We start from the raw sequence: 22,025 nt of genomic DNA on the forward strand, positions 1-22,025 counted from the left end.
CGCCTTCTTGCTACCTCAGGCGCCGAGCGCGATCGGAACGCCGACGAGGGAGCCGTACTCGGTCCACGAGCCGTCGTAGTTCTTCACGTTCTCCTGGCCGAGCAGCTCGTGCAGCACGAACCAGGTGTGCGCCGAGCGCTCGCCGATGCGGCAGTAGGCGATGGTGTCCTTGGCCAGGTCCACGCCCTCCTCCTGGTAGAGCTCGGTGAGCTCCGCGTCGGACCGGAAGGTGCCGTCGTCGTTCGCGGCCTTCGACCAGGGGATGTTCCTGGCGCTCGGCACGTGGCCGGGGCGCTGCGACTGCTCCTGCGGCAGGTGCGCGGGGGCGAGCAGCTTGCCGGAGAACTCGTCGGGGCTGCGCACGTCGACCAGGTTCTTGACGTTGATCGCGTCCACGACCTCGTCGCGGAAGGCGCGGATGGCGGTGTCCTGCTCCTGCGCCACGTAGTTGGCGGCCGGGCGGGAGGGCACCTCCTCGACCAGGTCGCGGGAGTCGAGCTCCCACTTCTTGCGGCCGCCGTCGAGCAGCTTCACGTCCTGGTGGCCGTAAAGCTTGAAGTACCAGTAGGCGTAGGAGGCGAACCAGTTGTTGTTGCCCCCGTAGAGCACGACCGTGGTGTCGTTGCCGATGCCGCGCTCGGACAGCAGGGCCTCGAACTGCTACTTGTTGACGAAGTCGCGGCGGACCGGGTCCTGCAGGTCGCGCTTCCAGTCGATGCGGATCGCGTTGCGGATGTGGTTCTTCTCGTACGCGCTGGTGTCCTCGTCCACTTCCACGACGGCCACCTTCGGGTCGTCGAGGTGCTCCTCGACCCAATCGGCGTCGACCAGGACGTCGTTGCGGCTCATATGAGTCTCCTGATAAAGAAAGGTTGGAAATTTCCGGATACGCCATGTTTCAAGCGTGCTGGAATGCGGGCCGGACCAGGCTCGAAGGGGATGCGCCGGCCATGAACGGGCAGGCGCGGCGCGGCCTGGGTCAGGCCGGGCGACACAGGCAGGTGGCGACGCGGCACAGGTCGACTGCGCGCCGCTTGGTGAGCTCTGCCTGAGGTCTCATGACCTCGATACTAGGGACGGATCGGGCGGGCTGTCACGAACATCTCGCTGAGTGAGACGATGGTCTCACATCTGAAACATGGCCGCGCGGCGTACGCATCTCCGCAAGTCAGCCGCCGGATGTCGTGCTCTGGCTCAGATTCACGTGGCTGCCGGTGGCGGAGATGTCCACCTCGGAGGCGGTGAACGTCAGCTGGGTCAGGTTCATCCCGAAGGGGAGCGAGCCGAGGTTGTACTTCACGTCGAAGTTCGAGGGCGTGACCAGGCCGGACAGCGGCGTGTCGAAGCTGACCGACTTGAACTCCAGCGTGTTGGCGTCCGCCAGGCTCACGTCGACGATCGCGCTGACGGTCGCGCCGAGCAGGTCATAGGTGGCCTTGATCTGGTCGTTCCCGGCCTTGGTGACCTGGATGGCGCCCACCTGCACGCCCGCCACGTTCAGCTGCGAGGACAACGCCTTGGCGATGTCGCTGTAGGAGATCTGCGCGGTGGCGGTGAGCGAGTCCACGGTCGCGCCGTTGAAGGCGCCGTTCACGTGCACCCCGTGCAGGTCGGCGTGCAGGTCGGTGATGGTCAGCGTGTTCGCGGTCAGACCGTGGATGTCGACGGTGGCGTGCGGGAAGTCCCGCGAGATCACCTGGGTCAGGAAGGGGAAGCCGGAGATGCTCACGCCGGGCTTCTGGCTCAGATGCTGGGACGACTGGATTCGGCCGGCGAGCTGGTCCTCTGCCACCAGCAGGGCGATCCGGTCCGCCCCGACGAGCAGGCCGAGCAGGATCACCAGCGCGATCAGCCATTTGGTGCCGCGGCGCCGGCGGCGCGGCGGCCTGTCGGTCTGCACCGGCATCGTCGGCTGTTCCCAACTGTCATGCGGCATGGGCACGGTCGGCTCAGTCACACGGTTCAGCGTATTCCGCTTCGTGCTCCGGCGGCGAGCCTCGGAGCCGACGGGATTGCCGTCGTATCAACGGAAAACCGCGGAGGCGATCAGCGCGCCCACCGCGGAGAGCGCGACCGGCAACGCCTGCGACACGATGCGGGTCGAACCGCGCGCCTCGGCTTCCGTGACGATCCGGTCCAGCGCGCCGACCGCGGTGGCCGCGGCCAGCGCCGCCACCGCGCCGCCCAGCGCGCCGGCCCGCAGGCCCCCGTCGGCCTGCAGCGCCTTCGCCGCGTACGCCCCGACGCCGGCACCGAACACGAGTGCCGCCACGATCCCGCGCACCGGGTTGCGGCCGAGCAGCGCGCAGCAGAGCACGCCCAGCGCGGCGGCCGACGCGCACGCTCCGGTCAGCGCGGAATCGATGCGTTCCGCGACGACGAATCCGGCGGGCAGCACGGCGAACAGTCCGCCCGCGACCGCGATGCCGAGCCCGGCCACCCGCTCGCCGTCGCCGAACGGGTGGCCGCGACGCGTCATCTGGTCGGCCGCGAGCAGCAGGAATCCGACGCCGAGGGCCGCCGGGATGCCGAGTGACGCGCTGTCCGGCGTCAGCTTGAAGGCCGCGGCCGTCGCGGCCCAGCCGATCAGCGAGGTGAGCACCATCGCGCGCCGGTCCGGGCGTCCGCGCTCGCGCGCGCCCATGGCCTGCTGCCAGCCGATCGCGATTCCCGCCTGGATCAGGGCGACCACCACCAGCAGCGCGCCGGTCGAGGCGATCGCGGCGACGGCCGCCAGCGCGCCGAGCCCGGCCGCGCCGAAGGAGCCGCGGCCCGCGGCGGCCGTCGGCGCCGGGGCGGTCCGCCGCGGAGCCGGGGGCGGGGACGGAGCGGGCTCGGGTTCACGCTCGTACGCCGCCTCGGGCTCGGGCACCGGGTCCTCAGCGCGCTGATGCGGAAATCCGGCCGGCTCCTCGGCGTAATCCGCGTACTCGGTGTACTCCGGGGACCGCTGGTACTCCGGCGGATAGTCCGGCACCGGCATATCGCGCGGCAGATCGGCCCGGTACTGCTGGAAATCCGTGCCGGACAGCTCGTTGACCTGCGTGTACTGGTAGCCGCCGGCGGCCTGCGCCTCATTCCAGGCCTGCTGCTCCCAGCCGAGCCCGGACTGCGCCCACTGCTGGTCCTGATACTGGCCCTCGTACGGCTGCTGATACGCCTGCTGCTCATAGGGCTGCTGTTGCCCGTAAGGCTGCTGCGGCTGCTCGTACTGCTGATACTCCTGATACTGCTGCTGATCGTAATTTTCGTACGGCTGCTGCGACGGCGGCTGCTGCTCATACTCTTCGTACGGCTCGTAGGACTCGTAGCTCATCGCGGCTCAGCCCCCCGCGAAGGGCGGCAGGATCTCGATCACCGCTCCGTCCGACAGCTCGACCGACGCGGGGTCGGCCCGGCCCACCTGCACCCCGTCCAGCAGCACGGACGACCTGCTCAGCACGCGCCGCAGCTCAGCGCCGCCGCCGCCCTCGCCGCCCCGCCGGCGCACCGCCTCGTCCAGGGCTTCGGCGAGGGTGCCGGCGCCCACGGTCTCCTCCGCCGCGCCGGCCGCCTCTCGCGCGGCGGCCCAGAAACGCAGTGTCGCTGTCACGGCCAGCACCCGACCCATCGCTAGTTTCAAGCCACACGTTCTTGAGCAAGTATCCGCCACGGCGTCCGGGGCGTGGACACGCTCCAGATCAGATCGTGTGTTCTTCGTTACAGACACCTGGTGGTCATGTCGGCTATCCTCCCTGTTAAAGGATCCGGGCGACGAAGCCACCGGATCCTTTGCTGCTTTTTACGTGCAGGTTACGAAACCCGCACGACCGCCCGGCGGAAGGAGCCTCTCCGGATGGCCACGCTACTGCTGCTGACCAACGCGCTCGCGCCCTCCACCGAAGTGCTGCCCTCTCTCGGGCTGCTACTGCACACCGTCCGGGTCGCGCCCGCCGAGGCGTCCGCCCTGATGGACACCCCGCCCGCGGACGTGCTGCTGGTCGACGGCCGGCGCGAGCTGCCGGCCACCCGCTCGCTGTGCCGGCTGCTGCGCACCACCGGCCTGGACTGCCCGATGCTGCTGGTCACCACCGAGGGCGGGCTCGCCGCCGTCACCGCCGAATGGGGCGTGGACGACGTGCTGCTCGACACCGCGGGCCCGGCCGAGCTCGAGGCGCGCATCCGGCTCTCGCTGGGCCGGCTCGCCGCCGCCGCGGGCAACGAGGACCTGCCGCTGGAGATCCGCAACGGCGACCTGGTCATCGACGAGGCGACGTACACCGCGCGGCTGCGCAACCGCGTGCTCGACCTGACCTTCAAGGAGTTCGAGCTGCTGAAGTACCTGGCCCAGCACCCCGGCCGGGTCTTCACCCGGGCGCAGCTGCTGCAGGAGGTCTGGGGCTACGACTACTTCGGCGGCACCCGGACCGTGGACGTGCACGTACGGCGGCTGCGCGCGAAGCTCGGCACCGACAACGAGCAGCTGATCGGCACCGTGCGCAACGTCGGCTACCGCTTCGTCAACCCGGACAAGCGCACCGAGCAGCGCGAGAACGTCACCGTCTAGCCCCGCAAGATCCGCCCCGCGGACCTCCGCACATCTACTGTGTAGACATGCGTGAGCAGACCCTGGGACAGCTGACCGGACCCGATCGCGAACGGGTCACCGCCCTGGTAGCGGCGGCGGCCTCGGCGGACGGCCACGTGCCGCTGTCCGAGGAGGCGCGACTCTCCGTCGCGCACGGCAGGGCGGGCACCGTCCACCTGATCGAGCACGGAGCCGCGGGCGCCGTGCTCGGCTACGCCTATATAGGCAACGCCGACCCCGCGGACCCCGACGCGGGCCGCAGCTGCGAGCTGGTGATCGCCCCCGAGGCACGCGGCGCCGGGCTCGGCACGCTGCTGGCGCGGGACGCGCTGAAGGCCGGGGCGACCCGGTTCTGGGCGCACGGCGCGCATCCCGGGGCCCGGCGCGTGGCCGCCAAGCTCGGGCTCGTCGAATCCCGCGAACTGCGGCTGATGGAGGTGACCGGCTGGACGCCGACCGCGCTCTCGCCGAAGCCGCCCGCCGGGATCTCGATCCGCGCCTTCCGGCCCGGCGAGGACGACGAGGCCTGGGTCAAGCTGAACGGCGAGGCCTTCGCGAGCCATCCGGAGCAGGGCCAGTGGACTCTGGCGGACCTGGCCGAGCGGGAGGCCGAGTCGTGGTTCGACCCGGCCGGGTTCTTCCTGGCCGAGCGCGGCGCGGACGCCGATCGCGAACTGGTCGGATTCCACTGGACGAAGACCCATCCGGCCGGCTCGTACGCCGAGGAGGAGGTCGGCGAGGTGTACGTGCTCGGCGTCTCGCCGAGCGCGCAGGGCACCGGGCTCGGCAGGGTGCTGCTGCACCAGGGCCTCGACTATCTGACCAAGCGCGGCTTCCGCACCGTGATCCTCTACGTGGACGGGGACAACACGGGGGCGGTGCGGCTCTACGAGCGGGCGGGATTCCACACCCGGTCCGTCGATCTGGAGTACCGGGTGCGCGGGTAGGTGGAGGCGAGATAGCGAGCGTATGACGGCTTGATATCGGGAATCGATGGGGGTACACCGAAAATCTGAGCGGAGGACACTCTCCGTTCATCGCGCTATGCGAGAGTTGGATCATGGAACAGCCTGGTGACCCGACCGCGACAGGCGCGTCGCGCTTCTTGGACCGGGAGGCGTCGTGGCTGCAGTTCAACAGCCGGGTGCTCGACCTGGCCGAGGACAAGGACGTGCCGCTGCTCGAACGGGCCAAGTTCAGCGCGATCTTCGCTAACAACCTGGACGAGTTCTTCATGGTGCGGGTCGCCGGCATCAAGCGGCGGATCGCCACCGGAGCCGCCGGCGCCACCCCCTCCGGCATCAGCCATCGCGAGCAGCTGCAGCGGATCTGGGCGACCACGCGCGAGCTGATGAACCGGCACGCGCTGTACTTCCAGGAGCAGCTGCGTCCGGAGCTGACCGCGCAGGGCATCGAGATCGTGCTCTGGAACGATCTGAGCAAGCCCGAGCAGGACGAGCTCTACGTGCTCTTCCGGGAGCGGATCTTCCCGGTGCTCACGCCGCTGGCGGTGGACCCGGCGCACCCGTTCCCCTATATCTCCGGTCTCTCGCTGAACCTCGCGGTGCAGCTGCGCAACCCGGTCACCCAGCACGAGCACTTCGCCAGGGTGAAGGTGCCTCCGCTGCTGCCGCGCTTCATCGAGGTCAGCGAGCAGCGCTACGTGCCGCTGGAGCAGTTGATCGCGGCGCACCTGCCGCACCTGTTCAACGGCATGGAGGTGCTGGGCTGCCACACCTTCCGCGTCACCCGCAACGAGGACGTGGAGGTCGAGGCGGAGGACGAGTCGCTGAGCCTGTTGGAGACCCTCGAGAAGGAGCTGCAGCGCCGCCGCTTCGGGCCGCCGGTGCGGCTCGAGGTCGAGGACACCATCGACCCCGGCGTGCTCGAATTGCTGGTGCGGGAGCTGGGAATCGGCGAGGCCGAGATCATGCGGCTGCCCGCGCCGCTCGACCTGACCGGCCTGTTCGCCATCGCCGGCGAGGACCGTCCGGAGCTGAAGTACACCCCGTTCGCCACCGCGATGCACCCGGATCTGGTCGAGTTCGAGTCCAGTGCCGGGGTGGACGTGTTCGCCGCGATGCGCCAGCACGACATCCTGCTGCACCACCCGTACGACTCGTTCACCACCTCGGTGCAGGCCTTCCTCGAGCAGGCCGCGGCGGACCCGGACGTGCGCGCGATCAAGCAGACGCTCTACCGCACCAGCGGCGACTCTCCGATCGTGGACGCGCTGGTGGACGCGGCCGAGGCGGGCAAGGAGGTGCTCGTCCTGGTCGAGATCAAGGCCAGGTTCGACGAGCACGCCAACATAGTCTGGGCGCGCACGCTGGAGCAGGCGGGCTGCCATGTGGTCTACGGGCTGATGGGCCTCAAGACGCACTGCAAGCTTTCCCTCGTGGTGCGGCAGGAGGGCGGCAGGCTCCGCCGGTACGCGCACATCGGGACGGGCAACTACAACCCGAAGACCGCCCGGCAGTACGAGGACCTCGGCCTGCTCACCTGCGACGCGCAGGTCGGCGAGGACCTGACGCACCTGTTCAACCGGCTCTCCGGCTACTCGCGCACCACCAGCTACCGACGCCTGCTGACCGCGCCCAACGGTCTGCGCGACTCGATCATCGAGAAGATCGAAGGAGAGAAGGCGAAGATGCTCAGCGGCCGCCGGGCGCTGGCCCGCACCGCGCGCATCCGGATGAAGATGAACTCGCTGGTGGACGAGGCGGTCATCGACGCGCTCTACTCCGCCTCGCAGGCCGGCGTGCCGGTGGACCTCGTGGTGCGCGGGATGTGCGCGCTGCGGCCCGGGGTGCCGGGGCTGTCCGAGAACATCAGGGTCCGAAGCGTGCTCGGCCGCTTCCTCGAGCACTCGCGGATCTACATCTTCGGCGAGGACCTGCCGAGCCGCAGTGCCGTGCGCACGGCGGCCGAGCCCGCGCAGGTCTGGATCGGCTCGGCGGACATGATGCACCGCAACCTCGACCGGCGCGTCGAGGCTCTGGTGCGGATATCCGAGCCGGCCCACCGCAATACCCTGATCGGGCTCATCGACACGGTGTTCGCGCCGGACGCCTCGTGCTGGGAGCTCGGCCCGGAGGGCGACTGGACCCGCCGGAGCGCGCCCGAGGGCGTACCCACCAGGGATGTGCAGTCCGCGCTGATCGCCGCGCGCAACCGGCGCTCGGCGGCGCGGCGGGCCCGAATGGGCTGAGTTTCCCCCGTCCCGAGCCGGGACGCGGTCCGACCGGCGCCGCCACCAGGGCGCCGTAGCGATGTGGATGAGTCAGATGTATGCGACCAGGATCAACGGGGCGGAAGCAGGTGACAGGGGCATGGACCCGACGGCGGGTGACGTGCTGCGCATGTATCTGGCGGAGCAGAGCAACGCCTTCCTGGCGCAGCTGCCACGGCTGCGCCAGGACAAGCCGGAGGCCGCGCACAAGCTGCGGGTGGCCTGCCGGCGCACCCGCTCGGTGCTGCGCACCTACCGTCCGCTGCTCGACGCGGACTGGGCCGACGGGCTGAGCGAGCAGATCTCCGCGCTGACCGACGTGATCGCCCCGGAGCGGGACATCGAGGTGGTCAGGGAGCGGCTGCTCGGCGCGCTGGAACAATACGGCACCGAGGACTCCGGGGTGCTGCGCGCGCACACGCTGCTGGACCGGATGCTGGGCAAGGACTACGCGGCGGCCCACGACGCGACGCTCTCCGCCCTGGCCGGCCCCGACTTCCACGCGCTGGCCGACCGGATCGCGCTGGCTCCGCAGGCCGTGGCGACCGGCGACGGAGTGCTCGGCGAGAGCGCGGAGCGGGTGCTGCCGCCGCTGGTGCGCGCCGAGTTCGCGCAGGTGGCCAAGCGGGCCGCCGCGGTGGACCAGCACGGCCCCGACGAGGCCTGGCACCGATTGCGGATCAGCGCGAAGCGGGCCAGGTACGCCGCCGAGGTGTGCGTGCCGGTCATCGGCATCCCGGCGGAGGCCTTCGCCTCGCAGCTGAGCCGGATCACCGAGGAGCTCGGCCAGCAGCAGGACGCGGCCGTGGCCGGCGACATCGTTCTGCGCGCAGCCCAGTCCCCGCGCATCGCGACCAGCACCGGCTTCGTGCTCGGCCGGCTGCTCGGCGAGTCGCGGGCCGAGATCGCCCGCTCCCGGCGCTCCTTCCCCGATCTGTGGACCTCCGCCACGGCCCCGTCCTACCGAGCCTGGTTCGCCGAGGAAGTACGCTGATCTTGCTATGCCGATGCCGCTGAGCTCAGAAGACCAGGGTCGGATCAAGGCGTCCGGCGCGGTGCTGTGGCGCCCGACCGCCGATGGCAAGGATCTTGAGATCGCGCTGATCCACCGTCCGCGCTACGACGACTGGTCCTTCGCCAAGGGCAAGGCCGAGCCCGGCGAGCACGCCGTGCTCACCGCCATGCGCGAGGTGGAGGAGGAGACGGCGTACCGCGTCGTCCTCGGCCGCAGGCTGCCGGGCACCGCGTACGAGGTGCTCGGCCGCCCCAAGCGGGTCAAGTACTGGGCCGCGCGCATCGCGGACGCCGGCGAGTTCGTCGCGAATCACGAGGTGGACGAGCTCGAGTGGCTCGCCGCCGAGGAGGCCGGGGAGCGGCTGACGAGCCCGCTGGACGTCGAGGTGCTCGACGCGCTCCTGTCCGGCCCGGCCGAGACGTTCCCGATCGTGCTGCAGCGGCACGGTAAGGCCGAGCGCCGCGGCGGCCGGTACTCCGACGACCTCGCCCGCCCTCTCGCGCCCGCCGGGCGGCAGCAGGCGATCGCACTCGCGGAACTGCTCGCGGTCTACGGCGCCGAGGACCTGATCAGCTCCCCCGCCGTGCGCTGCATCGGCACCGTCCGGCCCTACGCCGACCTGCACGGCGTGGAGCTGAAGTTGGACTCGGCGCTGACCGAGATCTCCTACGTGCACGCCCCGCGCGCCATCGTCTCCTGGCTCAGGGAACTCGCCGATCGCCGCACCGGCGCGATCGTCTGCACGCACGGCCCCCTGCTCGACGAACTGATCTCCGCGGTGCTCTACGGCCCCGGTTTCGCCGATGCCGAGCAGGAACCCACGCTCAACGGCCAGCCCTGGGACCCCGAAGTCGCCGACCGCTGGGCGAACGACCCGCTGCCCACAGGCTGTGCGTGGGTCCTGCATTTTGACGCCGCGTCGGCTGACGGGAATCGGTCGCCGCGGCTCGTGGCGGTGGACCGGCTGAAGCCGTAGTAGGACCCTCGGATGTCGAGGGTCCTACTACGGCTTCAGTTCACTCAGTGTGCCTTCGGCTCCCGCTCGTACAGTCGCCGCGACCAGACGTATGACAGGACCGCGACGCCGACGCACCAGGCGATCGTGATGACCAGATTGTCGCCGATCCTCGTTCCGGTCAGCAAGCCGCGCAGCGTCTCGTTCACCGGGGTGAACGGCTCGTACTCGGCGAACCAGCGCATCCCCGCCGGCAGCGAGTCGGTCGGAACGAACCCGCTGCCGAGGAACGGCAGGAGGATGAGGAACATCGGCGAGTTGCTCGCGGTCTCCACGCTCTTGGCCGACAGCCCCAGGCCGACGCACAGCCAGGTCACGGCGAAGGTCAGCAGCAGGACCACGCCGAAGGCCGCGAGCCACTCGGCCGCGTTCGCGTGCGGCCGGAAGCCGACGCCCACCGCGGCCGCGGTGACGACCACGACGCCGATCAACGTCTGGATGGCCGCGGCCACGACGTGCCCGGTCAGCACCGCAGACCGGGCGACGGCCATGGTCCGGAAGCGGGCGATGATGCCCTCGGTCATGTCCTGCGCGACGGCGATCGCCGTGCCCTGCGCCGCGGCGGCCACGGCCATCAGGATGATCGCCGGGGCGACGTAGTTCGCGTACGCGGACCGGCCGCCGTGCAGGCCGGCCGGCATTCCGCTGCCGAGCCCCGAGCCCAGCGTCCCGCCGAAGACGTAGACGAACAGGAGCAGGAAGACCAGCGGCATCAGGGTGACCATCAGGGTCAGCGAGGGATAGCGCTGCAGGTGCCGCAGGTTGCGGCGCAGCATGACCCGCGCGTGGACGAGCGCGTGGGAACGGGTGTCGGCGGTGTCGAGGCCGGTGTCGGCCATCGTCATGGTGCTCATGGTCAGGCTCCCTTCTTGCCGGTGAGTGCGAGGAAGACGTCGTCGAGATCGGGGGTGTGCACGGAAAGCGACTCGACGTCGACGTCCGCGTCGTCCAGCCGCCTCAGCAACGTCCGCAGGGTGCTGACGCTGCCGTCGCCGGCGAGCTGAAGCGTGAGCGCCTCGTCGTCGCGCCCGGTCGGGTCGAGTACCAGCGCGGCGGAGTCCAGTTCGGCGCGGTCGGCGAAGGCGAGCTCGATGTGCCCACCGGGGATGCGCGCCTTGAGCTCGGCGGGCGTTCCCTCGGCGACGATCCGGCCGCCGTCCAGCACCGCGACGCGATGCGCGAGCTGGTCGGCCTCCTCCAGGTACTGGGTGGTGAGCAGGATGGTCGTCCCCTCCGCGACCAGCCCGCGGATGATGTCCCACATCGTGCGCCGGCTGCGCGGGTCCAGGCCCGTGGTCGGCTCGTCGAGGAAGATCACCTTCGGGTTGCCGACCAGGGTCATCGCCAGGTCGAGCTTGCGCTTCATGCCGCCGGAGTAGGTCGACGCCGCCTTGTCCGCGGCCTCGGTCAGCTCGAACCGCTCGAGCAGCTCGGCGGACCGGCGGCGGCCGAGGTCCTTCGGCAGCAGGTGCAGGTCGGCCATCAGCATCAGGTTCTCGCGGCCGGTGAGATAGCCGTCGACCGCGGAGAACTGGCCGGTGACGCCGATCGCGCGGCGCACCGCCTGCGGCTGCTCGGCGGGATCCCGGCCGGCGACGCGGATCTCGCCGGCATCGGGACGGAGGTAGGTGGTCAGCAGGTGGACCGCGGTGGTCTTGCCGGCCCCGTTCGGGCCCAGCAGGGCGAGGATCGTGCCCTGCTGGACCGTCAGGTCGATGCCGTCGAGCACGGTCCTCTCGCCGAAGGACTTGCGCAGGCCGCGCGCCGAGATCGCGGCGACGGCGCGCGGGCCGGTGGTGCTCGTCGTGCCGGTGGCGGGTATCACGGTGTCAGACCTCCTGGTCGAGACGGGGGGCGCGGCGGATGGTGACGTCGCCGAGCTTGGTGTCGGCGTGCACCTCGACCTTGTCGACCGGCTCGCCGGCCTCGGGGGCGTCGGTGGAGGTGAGCTCGTTGTAGACGCGGCCGACGCCGGTGTTCAGCTCCAGCCAGGCGGCGCTGCCCTCGCGGATCCCGACCTCGACGCTGCCGTTCTTGGACGTGGCGGACACCTTGCCGCGCACGACCTCGCCGATCTGCACCTCGCCGTTGGAGCTGGCGGCGGTGATGTCGGACAGCGCGCGGTCGACGGACACCGCGCCGTTGGCGGCCTTGACGTTCGCGGGACCGGTGATGACGCCGACCCGCACCTTCCCGTTGCTGGTCGAGACATCGGCGGAGCCGTCCACCGAGCCGATCCGGATGTTGCTGGAGCTGCTGGTCACGTGGGCGGAGCCGCTGACCCCCTCGACGGTGATCTGGCCGACGCCGCCGCGCACGTTCAGCGGTCCGGTCTCGGCGAGCAGGACCGCGCCGAGGTTGGTCTTGAGATCGACGGTGCCGAGCACGCCGTCGGACCGGAAGTCGCCGATCTCGGCCTCGCCCCGGACGTCGGAGTCGCTGGGCAGCTGGATGAGGACGTCGATCGACTCGGGGCGCTTGCTGCTGAAGTTCACGAAGCGGGTGCGGGGCTTCCTGGACGCGATGCTCAGCGTCCGGGTGGCCTCGTCGTACTCGACGCGGGTGTTCTCGGCGGCCTTGACGTCGGCGGACTTGTTCGGGTCGCTCGGCCGGACCTCGACGATCGTGTCGGTGCGGTCGGTGACGGCGAAGCGGACGTCGGCGACGTACAGGTCGAGGGTCGCGGTGACGGGGGACGGGGTGTTGAAGGTCGAGACGGACATCTCGGGAATCCTTTGCTCGGAACGGTTTCTCGGTGGTGGGTTATTCATGGTCAGCGGGCCCAGCCGGTGAAGCCCTCGCCGACGACGCGGTCCGACCTGGACGTGGAAGCCGGTCGGGTGCCGCGCCGACCCTCGTTGGCCAGCCCGGCCGCGGCGGCCCGGACGATCCAGGCGTTGACGGAGAGCCCGCCGCCGGCGGCGGCGTCCTCGATCAGGGCCTTGAGATTAGCGGGCAGCCGCAGGTTGATCCGGACCATCGTCGAGTCGTCGCCCTCGGCGAAGGGCAGCCGCACCTCGACGGGTCCTGGCGCGACGTCGGCGGCGGCCGGAGCGGCGGGCGCCGGCGGCGTCACCACGAATCCGGCCGTCCCGCCGCGCAGCCGGACATCGACGGAGCCGGGCGCGAGCTCGGCGGTGATCTCCTCGGCCGCGGCGGACAGGGCCTCCAGCAGGGTGAGCCGCACCGCCGCGTCGAGCGGCGCGAGCAGCCGGTCGGCGAGCGCGCGGGCGTCCTCGCCGCCGACCTCGGCCGCGGTCGTCAGCTCGCGGCGGAGGTTTTCGACGTACTGGGTGAGTTCCATGGCTCAAATATGGCACCACTTTGGCACCAGTGCAAGCCATATTGGCTCAGGATGGCGTCTTGACAGGTCGCGAGTGGTGCCATCGCTATGCGGCAGTGGCACCGCATGGCACCATGTAGTGCCACCCGGCGCCATGCGGTGCCGCGCTCCGGTCGTAACTTCCGACAATCGTTTGATGGCATCGTGACTAGAACAGTGGACGCTCGTTGCAATGAGTGAGAGCCCATCAGCTCGCTGTGAGGAGTCACTGTGAACAGCACTACACGGCAGGACGTTCCGCAGACCCACACCCGCGACTTCCGGCACGAGGTGCACGGACTCGTCGCCATCGCGAACGGTCCGGACTACTGCCTGTGCGGGAACCTCTGGCCGTGCCGGCCCTCGGCGGACTCAGCGGGCTGAGTCCGCGTCACCCTGCTGCCGGGGGTGGCTCGGGGTCTGCGCGCGCGGGCCGAAGAGGGCCGCCGCGAGGGCGGTCAGCTCGGGGTCGTCCATGCTCGGCTTCGAGGCGGCGGAGAGCGTCGGCGGGGCCACCGGACGCAGGCCAGGGACCGGAGAGTCCTCGGGGACGTCCTCGATCTCCGGCTCGTGGATCTCGGACCCCGCGCTGCCCGGCTGCTGCGATCGCGCTTGCTGCGGTGGCTGCGCCTGCTGCTGCTTAGCCGCCGCCGAGGTGACCGGCAGGGCCACCGGCTGCTGCGGCTGCGGCACCGCGACGACGGCGCGCGTCGGCGGCAGGGCGCGGGCGACGGACGGGATCAGCGGTTCCAGCACCGGCATCACCGGGGGCAGCGCGGCGGGCGCGATCGGCGGGGCGTCCAAGCCCTCGCGCGGCGAACTCTCGGTCATCGCGCGGTCGGTGTACACCAGCGGCTTCTCGACCTCGGTGATGATGTGCTTGACCACCTGCACGTCGCCGTTCACGTCCCAGACCGCGATGCCGGGCGACAGCGTCGGGATGATCTCCACGGCCCAGCGCGGCAGGCCGAGCACCCGGCCCGTCGCCCGCGCCTCGTCGGACTTCTGCATGTAGATCGTCCGGGTGGAGGCCATCTTGAGGATCGCCGCCGCCTCCTTGGCCGCCGCGCCGTCTATCACGTCGGACAGGTGGTGCACCACGGCGACGAAGGACAGGCCGAGCCGTCGGCCGAACTTGAGCAGCCGCTGGAACAGCTGCGCCACCGAGGGCGAGTTGATGATGTGCCAGGCCTCTTCGACCAGCAGGATGCGCTTGCGCCGGTCCGGCCGCAGCCAGGTGTGCTCGAGCCAGACCCCGACGATGGCCATCAGGATCGGCATCGCGATCGAGTTGCGGTCGATCGTGGACAGGTCGAAGACGATCAGCGGCGAGTCGAGGTCGATGCCGTCGGTGGTCGGGCCGTCGAACATGCCCTTCAGGTCGCCGTCCACGAGCCGGTCGAGCACGAGGGCGACGTCGAGGCCCCACTCGCGCACGTCCTCGAGCCCGATGTTCATCTCCTCCGCGGCCTCCGGGCGCGGTTCGCGCAGGGCCTCCACGACGTCGTGCAGGATCGCCTGCTCGCCGGTCAGCTGCGCGTCGGCGTGCACGGTGGTGTGCGCGGCCTTGAGCGCGTAGCCGGAACGCTCGTCCAGCGAGCGGCCGAGCGCGACCTCGACGATGGTGCGCAGCAGCGCCAGCTGGCCGGTGCTGGTGATCGCCGGATCCAGCGGGTTGAGCCGGATGCCCTGGCCGCCGCGCGCGTGCGGGTCGAGCCGGATCGGCTTGACCCCCAAGGCCTCCGCGATCAGGTTCCACTCGCCGACGCCGTCCTCGCCCTGCGCGTCGAGCACCACGACCTGCCGGTCGCGGAAGCGCAGCTGCCGCAGCACGTAGGTCTTCTCCAGCGCCGACTTGCCGTTGCCGGACTCGCCGAGCACCAGCCAGTGCGGGGCGGGCAGCTGCTGGCCGTAGAGCTGGAAGGGGTCGTAGACGTAGCCCTTGCCGCTGTAGACCTCGCGGCCGATGATCACGCCGGAGTCGCCGAGGCCGGGCGCGGCGGTCGGCAGGTAGATCGCCTCGGCCTGGTTGCTTGACGTGCGCACCGGGATCCGCGTCGTCTCCCGCCGGCCGAACAGGGCCGTCGCGAAACCCTCGGTGATCAGGTCGCCGATGCCGCCCCTGGTGGCCATGCGTTGCTCCTTACCGCCGCACGCCGGTGGCGAACGGCAGGGTGTTGACGAAGGCGCGGTGGTGCTCGCGGTCGCACCAGTCCAGCTTGAGGAAGCTCTTGCCCGCCGAGGCGCGGATGGTCCGCTTGTCCCGGGCCAGCGCCTCCGGCGAGCGGGAGGAGACCGTGATGTACCCGGCCAGGTTCACCCCCGACGCGCCCGCCGCCAGGTCCTCGCCGCGCAGGTCGACGCGGCTGGAGTGGGCGCGCTCGCGCGGGTCGTCGACGCGGCCGAGCTTGGCCTGCCGGGAGGCCTCGGCGTCCACGTTGACCCGCTCGGTCAGCATCCGCTCGATCGCCACCTCGGTCGGCTCCAGGTCCATCGCCACGGCCACCGTGCGGATCACATCCGGGGTGTGCACCAGCAGCGGAGCCAGGAAGTTGACCGCCACCGGCGTCAGCGGCCACTCGCGGATCCAGGCGGTCGCGTGGCACCACGGGTCCGCGGTGAGCGACTCCCGGGTCTTGGCGCGCAGGAACATCGGCGCGGCGGCGTCGAACTCGGCCGGCCACGCGTCGCGTTCGTCCATGCCGTCGGTGTGGTCGATGGGGTGTTCGGGGTCGTACATGGAGTGCACGAGCGAGGCGAGCGCTGGCACGTCCAGCGGCCTGCGGACCTTTATGTCGGCGTCGGCGAGCCGGGCGCAGATGTCGGTCAGCTCGCGCACCATGATGACGCAGATGCCGTGGTCCAGGTCGATGCCGCCGGACATCACGCGCGCCTCGGTGGCCAGCTCGCGCGTGTAGGCCATGCAGGCGCTCACGTAGGTGCGGTGCTGCTCGCTGGAGGTGGAGACCATCGACAGCAGTTGCGCGTACGAGTCGCGGATCCAGGCCGGGGAGTTCGGATCGCCGCGCCGCGCCACGTCCTTGGCGTGCGCGTCCGGGTCCGCGGGCAGCGTGCGGGCGAGCATCTGAAGCCGGGTCACGAACCCGTCGCCGTTGGCCACATGCCGCAGCAGCGTGCCGTATCGGTCGACGAGCGCCTCTTGGTCCTCGGCGTCCCGCGAGCCGACACCGGGGCCCTCGATCTCGATGGTGCACGTGATGGTGCCGCGGTCCAGGTGCATCAGGACCGCGAGTTCGTCCGGCCCGAAGCGCGCGGTGATCCAGCGCACCTGGCCGATGCCCGGAGGCGTCTGCACCGCGAGTTCCTTGCCGCCGAGCGTGGTGCCCGCGATGTCGGCGTTGGAGGCGTAGAACGCGGCGCGGCTGCGCAGCAACCGCCGGTAGGTGCGTTCGATCTCGAACCACTTGTAGTAGGTGCGCTTGCGGTACGGCGCGAACACGATCGCGCCGGCGAGCACGGGACAGCCGACGATGGTGAGGATCTTCAGCGGCAGCGTGGGCACGGCGAAGCCGCAGACCATCGCGAGCAGGCAGCCGACGGCGAGCACGGCGAGTTCGCCGCTGTCCCGGTTGCGCCCGACGATCGCGTTCGGCTTGGCCTTGCCGATCAGGAAGGCCCGGCGACGCTCATAGCCCTCGGTACCGCTCATCGCGTGACCCCCTCGCCGATCACGGAGCGGCGGCGACGCTCGTAGCCGCAGCGTTCAATCCGGCTCACGCGTTCGCCCCTTCGGTTCCGGCGCCCGGGACCGACGCGCCACGGCCGTCCGACGCGCCGCGTCCCGCGTTGGCCGAGGGCATCGTCGGACCCTGCGGCGGCATCCCCGCGCCGGGACCGCCCGCGCCCGGGCCGATCGTGCCGACCTGCGGATCGGGACGCTGCAGGGCCAGTCGCGCGGAGGCCTTGAGCCCCTGCGCCGCCAGCCCGGCCCCGGCGCCGAGCGCCGCCATGGCGGGCGCCGCGACCGGGTTGCCTGCACGCTCGCCGTGCGCCGCGATGCCCTGCTGCATGCGCGTCGCCGGGCCGTCCATCGCGCCCTGCTGCACCTGCGCCGGGGCGTCGCCGGAGCGCGACTGGGCGATGCGCAGCATGTCGTCGCCGAAGTTCGGCACGAAGCGGTAGATCAGCCCCGAGGCGAAGATCGACAGCACCATGATGGCCAGCCCGGAGAGCACCGAGGCGAACGCGGAGCTCGGCGTGGTCCCGGAGGAGATCGCCGTGGCGAGTCCGAGCACGATGACGATCACCGGTTTCACCATGTCCACCGCGATCATCAGGCCCGCCCAGCGGCGTACGTGCGGCCACAGGTCCTTGTCCACGAGCCCCGCGTACACCGCGCCGGCGAGCGCCGCGCCGACGTACAGCATCGCGGCCCGGATCAGCAGCTCGAGCCAGAGCACCGCAGCCGCGATCATCGCGACCAGCGAGATGAAGATGAGCAGGATCGGCCCGCCGCCGATGGTCGAGTTGGAGCCGTTGGTCGGGCTGAGGGTGTTGGCGAAGGAGCTGAGGAAGTTGTTCGTGCCCGAATTCGTCGTCGAGCCGATCGCGTCGGTCACCGAGTCGGTCAGCGTGACCATGCCGTAGAGGATCACCGGCGTGAACGCGGAGGCGCCGACCGCCAGCCACAGGAAGCCCGTCGCCTCGGTCACGGCCGTGACGACCGCGTCCCCGCGCACGGCCCGCTTGATCACCGCGAGCATCCACAACACGACGGTGAGAATGCTCGATGCGGCGAAGACGATCGCGTACTGCTTCAAGAAGCCCGAGTTGGTGAAGTCCACACCGCTGTTGCCGCCGACCGCGCCGGACACCTGGTCGATGACCCAGGCCGCCGCCTGCGCGCAGGATTTCGCGATGGAACCCAGTGGATCGGTCAGCATCGAGCTCGCCGAGGTGCTGCCCGATGTGGTGCCGTTGACGAGTTTGCCCGTGTTCTCACACGCCTGCTTCACACTGCCGAAGAGCGCGGCGCACGGATCCGCGGCGGCGAAGAATCCACTACCGGCCATAGCGCAGACCCCCGAACTTCGAGACGGCTGCTTGCAGCGTCGACCCGGCGGCCGGTGTCTGCAAGCCTCCCAGGGGTGCCGGACCGTCGGCGGACTGGAAGGAGAACCACTTCCAGTCCCCGTGGGTCCAGTTCAGCGTCACGGTGACGGTCGCCCAGTCCTCGGAGACGGCGTGCTGCGTGTTGGTTCCGGCGAGCCCCGCGAGGGTCACCACCCACACCGAGACGGTGGCGGTGTCCCCGGAGTCGCTCACCAGCGAGACGCCGACCGGAGCGGCCCGCTCCACGTACGTCTGGCCCGCGGGGGCCGCGCCGGAGCTCGACAGGCCGTAGGTGTTGTCGATCTGCGCGTAGGCCGCGTCGAACTGGCCCTCGAGCGAGGACGCTATGGCCGGGTCGGCGATCGCGTTCACCAGGCGGGAGCGGACCGAGGAACGGACCATGTCGGCCGAGTTGAACGCGACCACGTAGTTCGCCGCGGCGGCCTGTGCGCCGGAACTGGTGTGCGGGTAGCCGACCGGGACGCCGTCCGCGGTGTCCGAGGCCTGACCCGCGTCGTACGCGGTGGTGAGCGAGGTGGCCGAACTGCTGGGGGTCGCGCTCGCCGTCGCCGGGGCGGTGGTGGCCGTGGCCGCTGCCGCGCTCGGCGAACCGCCGCCCTTGCCGCCCTGGTTGACCAGAGCGATGACGGCGAACAGCGCGACGACCACGCCGCCGATGATCAGCGGCCCGCGCAGCGAGCGGCGGGGCACGTTCTCGGAGTACGGGTCGGCGGGCAGCTTGATCCGGGTGCGCACGCCGCCGGAGTCGCCGGCGGCCGGCGGCCGGCGGGTCGGCCCAGCTTCCACGGTGGAACCCCGATCGGTGCGGCGCGGCCGGCTCACTTCAGGCCGCCGCACGGTCCAACGATGCGTTGTGTGTGCGAGTACCGAGGCCGGCTCCCGATGGATATGGAAACCGGTTTCGATATCGCCGACGGCGGTCTACCCGCCGCGCACCCCGGCGAATCAGCACCCACAATGATCAGATCGCCATACCGTAGACAATGGTGAAGAGCGTACTGAGGCTGCCGATGATGAACACGCCGGTGAGCCCGGCGATGATCAGGCCCTTGCCCTGCTCCGCGCTGAACGAGTCGCGCAGCGCCGTGGCGCCGATGCGCTGCTTCGCGGCGCCCCAGATCGCGATGCCGAGGCAGAGCAGGATCGCCGCCGCCATGATGACCTCGATCAGCACCTTCGCCTGCTGACCCACCGAGCCGAACGGACCCCAGTTGGGGGCGATCCCGTTGATGATGTTGCCGATGTTTCCGTTGCCTGCGGCAAGGACCGTCGCCAAGGCCATCTGGCGGCCCCCAATCTGTGTCGCGCTGCTTGAAGCATCCTGGAAGCATTGTGGAGCATGCTGCTGAACACGCCGCATCCGGCCGTCGTCGCCGCGCGGAACGGGGATTCCGCAGTGCAGACGGCTGCTGACGCGGCGTCATCCTGCCCTTATCATAGGGCTCGCGGGCAGCCCGGCGCCGAGCCCGCGCCGACTAGTTTTCCCGTCGGAGACCGAGCCCAACCATGATTGGTCCTAAGGCACAGCGGGGAAACCATTTTCCACCCAGGTGAGGCTAGAGCGGCACGAAAGGGGGAACCTTGCTGCGCCCGGCTCCGCCCCCCGCACTTCGCCTGACCAACAAATGGATCTGGGTCGGGATCGGCGCGCTGCTCGTCCCCTTCCTGATCGTGGCCGGCGTCACGGTCGTGGCACTGGGAATCTCCTCCTCCGAGACGGTCCAGGTGCAGGAGTCGCTGCAGCCGGGCACCGTCCCGAGCGCCTACGCCGGCCTGATCCAGCAGGCCGCGACGACCTGCCCCACGCTCAGCGCGCCGCTGCTGGCCGCGCAGTTCTACCAGGAGTCCGGCTTCAACCCGAACGCGGTCTCGAACACCGGCGCCGAGGGCATCACCCAGTTCGAGCCGTACACCTGGACGACCTGGGCCTCGCCGAACGACGGCGACGGCAAGGAGAATCCGTTCAACCCGGCGGACGAGATCCCCGCCGCGGCCCGCTTCGACTGCGCGCTGGCGAGTCAGCTCTCGAAGGTGCCGGGCGACGCCGTGGGCAACATGCTCGCGGGCTACAACGCGGGCGCCGGCGCCGTGATCCAGGCCGACGGCATCCCGCACATCTCGCAGACCGAGAACTACGTCAAGAACATCGAGGCGCTGGAGAAGGCCTTCGCGAAGCCGACCACGACGACCATCGCCGCGAGCAGCGTCGCCGTGCAGGCCATCAAGTTCGCCTACGACCGCCTCGGCACGCCGTATCTCTACGGGGGCACCGGAACCGCCGCCGAGAACGGCCAGTTCGACTGCTCCGGCCTGACCCAGGCCGCGTACGCCAGCGCCGGCGTGACGCTCCCCCGAGTCGCCGCCGACCAGTGGTACTCGGGCGTGCACGTGCCGAGGGACCAGTTGCAGCCGGGCGACCTCGTCTTCTTCGCCACGAACGTCAACGATCCCAGCACGATCGAGCACGTCGGGATATACGTCGGCGGCGGCGCGATGATCGATGCCCCGCACACCGGGGCGTTCATCCGCTTCGACCCGATCGACGGGTTCAATCCGCAGTACATCGGGGCCGTCCGTCCCTACTCCACGGTCCCGTCCTGGCCCGTGGCGACCGGCCTCGCGACGCCCTCGGCGACGGCCTCTCCCTGATCCGACGCGGCGTCAGCGGGCCGCCGCGGCAAGGCCGTCGGACACGGGGGTGCGGGCGCGCCAGCCGGTGGCGTTGTGGAAGGCGTCGGACGAGATGCGCTGCGAGCGGATGAGCGGATCGACGCGCTTGGCGATCAGACGCAGGGTCAGCGGGGAGAGAAACCTCGCGGGACCGCCGACGCCCGCGGCGGAGCCGAGTTCGGCGGCCCACTGGGCGCGGGTGAGGGGCACGCCGGAGACGTTGTAGACGCCGGAGGGCGCGGCGAGGGAGGCGACGACCGCGGCCGCCGCGTCCTGCACCGTGATCGGGGACATGTAGCTGTCGGGATCACCCATGACGGCCGGCTTGCCCTTGCGCACCCGATCCACCTGCCAGCGGGTCGCGGGCTCGTCGCCGTAGAGCAGGCCGAAGCGCAGCACCACCGCGAAGCGGTAGGCGTCGGCGAAGTCCATGGCGTGCTTGGTGGCGGTGACCGAGGATTGCGTCAGGGCGTTCGAGCGTACGGCGTGACGTTCGGTGATCCACTCTGCGCCACCGTTCTCGTACACGAACGAGATCGCCTCCTGCACGAGGCGCAGTACGCCCTCGGCCGCGGCGGCGTCCGCGAGGTTCTTGCTCGCCTCGGTGCGGATTCGGTCGTTCTCCCGCCAGTTCTTCGCGCGCAGTCCGGCCGTGCCCGAGGGAATGCGGGTGGCCAGATTGACGACGACATCGTGGCCGGCGACGGCGTGGCGCAGCGCGACGGGGTCGAACAGGTCGGCCTCCACCGGGGTCGCCCCGAGGGCGGCGAGGGTGTCCCGCTTCGCCTGGCTCCGTGCGACACCGGTGACCTTGTGGCCCCCGGCGACCAGATTCCGCACGGCCGAGGTGCCCAGCACCCCGGTGGCTCCCGCGACGAATACCCGCATCCTGTCCTCTCCTCGAACGAACTCAGGGCCCTTCGAGGGCCCGCTCAAGTCCACTACCCGCGTAACCCGCACCCATTCGGCTCGTTGTGGAGTCCGGGCGCGGCCACCGGGGACAGTCTGCCGTACTTCGCGCCCCTCTTGCTCCCGGTTTCACCGGAAATCTGACATCCATACAAGTTCACAGCCACTTTTCTCGAAACGGACGGCGGCGCACGGCGTCGC

21 protein-coding genes and 1 pseudogene are annotated in these 22,025 nt (G+C 70.5%); 7 read left to right on the top strand and 15 right to left on the bottom strand.

What is annotated here, in order from left to right:
- Positions 1 to 15 precede the first annotated feature (15 nt).
- The 5 genes and pseudogenes from VG296_RS32645 to VG296_RS00960 form a co-directional block, all read right to left on the bottom strand.
- Positions 16 to 849 (bottom strand): annotated as a pseudogene (locus tag VG296_RS32645) (sulfurtransferase).
- 130 nt (positions 850 to 979) lie between these two features.
- Positions 980 to 1,060, bottom strand: coding sequence for an Ms5788A family Cys-rich leader peptide (locus VG296_RS33140; RefSeq protein WP_414641039.1), 81 nt, complete (start codon positions 1,058 to 1,060; stop codon positions 980 to 982).
- Positions 1,061 to 1,168: 108 nt separating this feature from the next.
- Positions 1,169 to 1,957: a DUF2993 domain-containing protein gene (locus tag VG296_RS00950; RefSeq protein WP_325561987.1), complete on the bottom strand. Its 789-nt coding sequence runs from the start codon at positions 1,955 to 1,957 to the stop codon at positions 1,169 to 1,171.
- 66 nt (positions 1,958 to 2,023) lie between these two features.
- Positions 2,024 to 3,316: a hypothetical protein gene (locus tag VG296_RS00955; protein WP_325561988.1), complete on the bottom strand. Its 1,293-nt coding sequence runs from the start codon at positions 3,314 to 3,316 to the stop codon at positions 2,024 to 2,026.
- 6 nt (positions 3,317 to 3,322) lie between these two features.
- On the bottom strand, positions 3,323 to 3,610 hold the full coding sequence (locus tag VG296_RS00960; RefSeq protein ID WP_349259417.1) for a MoaD/ThiS family protein: 288 nt from the start codon (positions 3,608 to 3,610) through the stop codon (positions 3,323 to 3,325).
- 225 nt (positions 3,611 to 3,835) lie between these two features.
- Between VG296_RS00960 and VG296_RS00965 the strand changes: the two genes are divergently transcribed.
- From VG296_RS00965 to VG296_RS00985, 5 genes are all read left to right on the top strand, one after another.
- The gene (locus VG296_RS00965; protein WP_325561992.1) at positions 3,836 to 4,546 is read left to right on the top strand and encodes a response regulator transcription factor; all 711 of its coding nucleotides are present in this window, start codon (positions 3,836 to 3,838) and stop codon (positions 4,544 to 4,546) included.
- Between the two features lie 47 nt (positions 4,547 to 4,593).
- Positions 4,594 to 5,514, top strand: a complete 921-nt coding sequence (gene mshD / locus VG296_RS00970; RefSeq protein ID WP_325561993.1) for a mycothiol synthase — start codon at positions 4,594 to 4,596, stop codon at positions 5,512 to 5,514.
- Between the two features lie 113 nt (positions 5,515 to 5,627).
- Positions 5,628 to 7,778, top strand: a complete 2,151-nt coding sequence (locus tag VG296_RS00975) for an RNA degradosome polyphosphate kinase (protein ID WP_325561994.1) — start codon at positions 5,628 to 5,630, stop codon at positions 7,776 to 7,778.
- 121 nt (positions 7,779 to 7,899) lie between these two features.
- A complete protein-coding gene (locus VG296_RS00980; RefSeq protein ID WP_325561996.1) occupies positions 7,900 to 8,793 on the top strand; it encodes a CHAD domain-containing protein in 894 nt (297 codons plus the stop codon).
- Between the two features lie 7 nt (positions 8,794 to 8,800).
- On the top strand, positions 8,801 to 9,790 hold the full coding sequence (locus VG296_RS00985; RefSeq protein ID WP_325561998.1) for an NUDIX hydrolase: 990 nt from the start codon (positions 8,801 to 8,803) through the stop codon (positions 9,788 to 9,790).
- Positions 9,791 to 9,834: 44 nt separating this feature from the next.
- Here the strand turns inward: VG296_RS00985 and VG296_RS00990 are convergent, their stop codons facing one another.
- The 4 genes from VG296_RS00990 to VG296_RS01005 are packed head-to-tail and all read right to left on the bottom strand — an operon-like array spanning position 9,835 to position 13,133.
- Positions 9,835 to 10,683 carry an ABC transporter permease gene (locus tag VG296_RS00990; protein ID WP_325562000.1) on the bottom strand — a complete coding sequence of 283 codons (849 nt, stop codon included), beginning with the start codon at positions 10,681 to 10,683 and terminating at the stop codon, positions 9,835 to 9,837.
- Positions 10,684 to 10,685: 2 nt separating this feature from the next.
- A complete protein-coding gene (locus VG296_RS00995; protein ID WP_325562002.1) occupies positions 10,686 to 11,654 on the bottom strand; it encodes an ATP-binding cassette domain-containing protein in 969 nt (322 codons plus the stop codon).
- Between the two features lie 4 nt (positions 11,655 to 11,658).
- The gene (locus VG296_RS01000; RefSeq protein WP_325562004.1) at positions 11,659 to 12,552 is read right to left on the bottom strand and encodes a DUF4097 family beta strand repeat-containing protein; all 894 of its coding nucleotides are present in this window, start codon (positions 12,550 to 12,552) and stop codon (positions 11,659 to 11,661) included.
- A 50-nt stretch (positions 12,553 to 12,602) separates the two neighbouring features.
- Complete coding sequence (locus tag VG296_RS01005) at positions 12,603 to 13,133, bottom strand: hypothetical protein (RefSeq protein ID WP_325562006.1); 531 nt, start codon at positions 13,131 to 13,133, stop codon at positions 12,603 to 12,605.
- Between the two features lie 249 nt (positions 13,134 to 13,382).
- Between VG296_RS01005 and VG296_RS01010 the strand changes: the two genes are divergently transcribed.
- Positions 13,383 to 13,535, top strand: coding sequence for a hypothetical protein (locus tag VG296_RS01010; RefSeq protein WP_325562008.1), 153 nt, complete (start codon positions 13,383 to 13,385; stop codon positions 13,533 to 13,535).
- Here the strand turns inward: VG296_RS01010 and VG296_RS01015 are convergent.
- The 5 genes from VG296_RS01015 to VG296_RS01035 form a co-directional block, all read right to left on the bottom strand.
- Complete coding sequence (locus tag VG296_RS01015) at positions 13,524 to 15,284, bottom strand: ATP-binding protein (RefSeq protein ID WP_325562011.1); 1,761 nt, start codon at positions 15,282 to 15,284, stop codon at positions 13,524 to 13,526. The two genes, VG296_RS01010 and VG296_RS01015, sit on opposite strands and share 12 nt — an antisense overlap.
- 10 nt (positions 15,285 to 15,294) lie before the next feature.
- Positions 15,295 to 16,821: an SCO6880 family protein gene (locus VG296_RS01020; RefSeq protein ID WP_325562013.1), complete on the bottom strand. Its 1,527-nt coding sequence runs from the start codon at positions 16,819 to 16,821 to the stop codon at positions 15,295 to 15,297.
- Positions 16,822 to 16,885: 64 nt separating this feature from the next.
- Complete coding sequence (locus tag VG296_RS01025; RefSeq protein ID WP_325562015.1) at positions 16,886 to 18,184, bottom strand: hypothetical protein; 1,299 nt, start codon at positions 18,182 to 18,184, stop codon at positions 16,886 to 16,888.
- On the bottom strand, positions 18,174 to 19,031 hold the full coding sequence (locus VG296_RS01030; RefSeq protein ID WP_325562017.1) for a hypothetical protein: 858 nt from the start codon (positions 19,029 to 19,031) through the stop codon (positions 18,174 to 18,176). Before VG296_RS01030 ends, VG296_RS01025 begins: the two co-directional genes overlap by 11 nt.
- Before the next feature lie 175 nt (positions 19,032 to 19,206).
- Positions 19,207 to 19,527 (bottom strand): hypothetical protein, encoded by a 321-nt coding sequence (locus tag VG296_RS01035; protein WP_325562019.1) that lies wholly within the window; start codon positions 19,525 to 19,527, stop codon positions 19,207 to 19,209.
- Positions 19,528 to 19,826: 299 nt separating this feature from the next.
- On the opposite strand from VG296_RS01035, the gene VG296_RS01040 reads away from it, so the two are divergent.
- Positions 19,827 to 20,894 (top strand): bifunctional lytic transglycosylase/C40 family peptidase, encoded by a 1,068-nt coding sequence (locus tag VG296_RS01040; RefSeq protein ID WP_325562021.1) that lies wholly within the window; start codon positions 19,827 to 19,829, stop codon positions 20,892 to 20,894.
- Between the two features lie 12 nt (positions 20,895 to 20,906).
- Here the strand turns inward: VG296_RS01040 and VG296_RS01045 are convergent, their stop codons facing one another.
- Positions 20,907 to 21,803, bottom strand: coding sequence for an NAD(P)-dependent oxidoreductase (locus tag VG296_RS01045; RefSeq protein WP_325562023.1), 897 nt, complete (start codon positions 21,801 to 21,803; stop codon positions 20,907 to 20,909).
- Positions 21,804 to 22,025 lie beyond the last annotated feature (222 nt).

Source organism: Actinospica sp. (assembly GCF_035552695.1).
Classification (GTDB): Bacteria; Actinomycetota; Actinomycetes; order Streptomycetales; family Catenulisporaceae; genus Actinospica.

Bases quoted from the DNA above. Each gene is read 5' to 3' on its own strand.
- VG296_RS00980 (WP_325561996.1), top strand. From the start codon at position 7,900: ATGGACCCGACGGCGGGTGACGTGCTGCGCATGTATCTGGCGGAGCAG.
- VG296_RS00965 (WP_325561992.1), top strand. From the start codon at position 3,836: ATGGCCACGCTACTGCTGCTGACCAACGCGCTCGCGCCCTCCACCGAA.
- VG296_RS01020 (WP_325562013.1), bottom strand. From the start codon at position 16,821: ATGAGCGGTACCGAGGGCTATGAGCGTCGCCGGGCCTTCCTGATCGGC.
- VG296_RS00975 (WP_325561994.1), top strand. From the start codon at position 5,628: ATGGAACAGCCTGGTGACCCGACCGCGACAGGCGCGTCGCGCTTCTTG.
- VG296_RS00955 (WP_325561988.1), bottom strand. From the start codon at position 3,316: ATGAGCTACGAGTCCTACGAGCCGTACGAAGAGTATGAGCAGCAGCCG.
- VG296_RS00990 (WP_325562000.1), bottom strand. From the start codon at position 10,683: ATGAGCACCATGACGATGGCCGACACCGGCCTCGACACCGCCGACACC.
- VG296_RS01025 (WP_325562015.1), bottom strand. From the start codon at position 18,184: ATGGCCGGTAGTGGATTCTTCGCCGCCGCGGATCCGTGCGCCGCGCTC.
- VG296_RS01035 (WP_325562019.1), bottom strand. From the start codon at position 19,527: ATGGCCTTGGCGACGGTCCTTGCCGCAGGCAACGGAAACATCGGCAAC.
- VG296_RS01005 (WP_325562006.1), bottom strand. From the start codon at position 13,133: ATGGAACTCACCCAGTACGTCGAAAACCTCCGCCGCGAGCTGACGACC.
- VG296_RS01045 (WP_325562023.1), bottom strand. From the start codon at position 21,803: ATGCGGGTATTCGTCGCGGGAGCCACCGGGGTGCTGGGCACCTCGGCC.
- VG296_RS01015 (WP_325562011.1), bottom strand. From the start codon at position 15,284: ATGGCCACCAGGGGCGGCATCGGCGACCTGATCACCGAGGGTTTCGCG.
- VG296_RS33140 (WP_414641039.1), bottom strand. From the start codon at position 1,060: ATGAGACCTCAGGCAGAGCTCACCAAGCGGCGCGCAGTCGACCTGTGC.
- VG296_RS00960 (WP_349259417.1), bottom strand. From the start codon at position 3,610: ATGGGTCGGGTGCTGGCCGTGACAGCGACACTGCGTTTCTGGGCCGCC.
- VG296_RS00985 (WP_325561998.1), top strand. From the start codon at position 8,801: ATGCCGATGCCGCTGAGCTCAGAAGACCAGGGTCGGATCAAGGCGTCC.
- mshD (WP_325561993.1), top strand. From the start codon at position 4,594: ATGCGTGAGCAGACCCTGGGACAGCTGACCGGACCCGATCGCGAACGG.
- VG296_RS01000 (WP_325562004.1), bottom strand. From the start codon at position 12,552: ATGTCCGTCTCGACCTTCAACACCCCGTCCCCCGTCACCGCGACCCTC.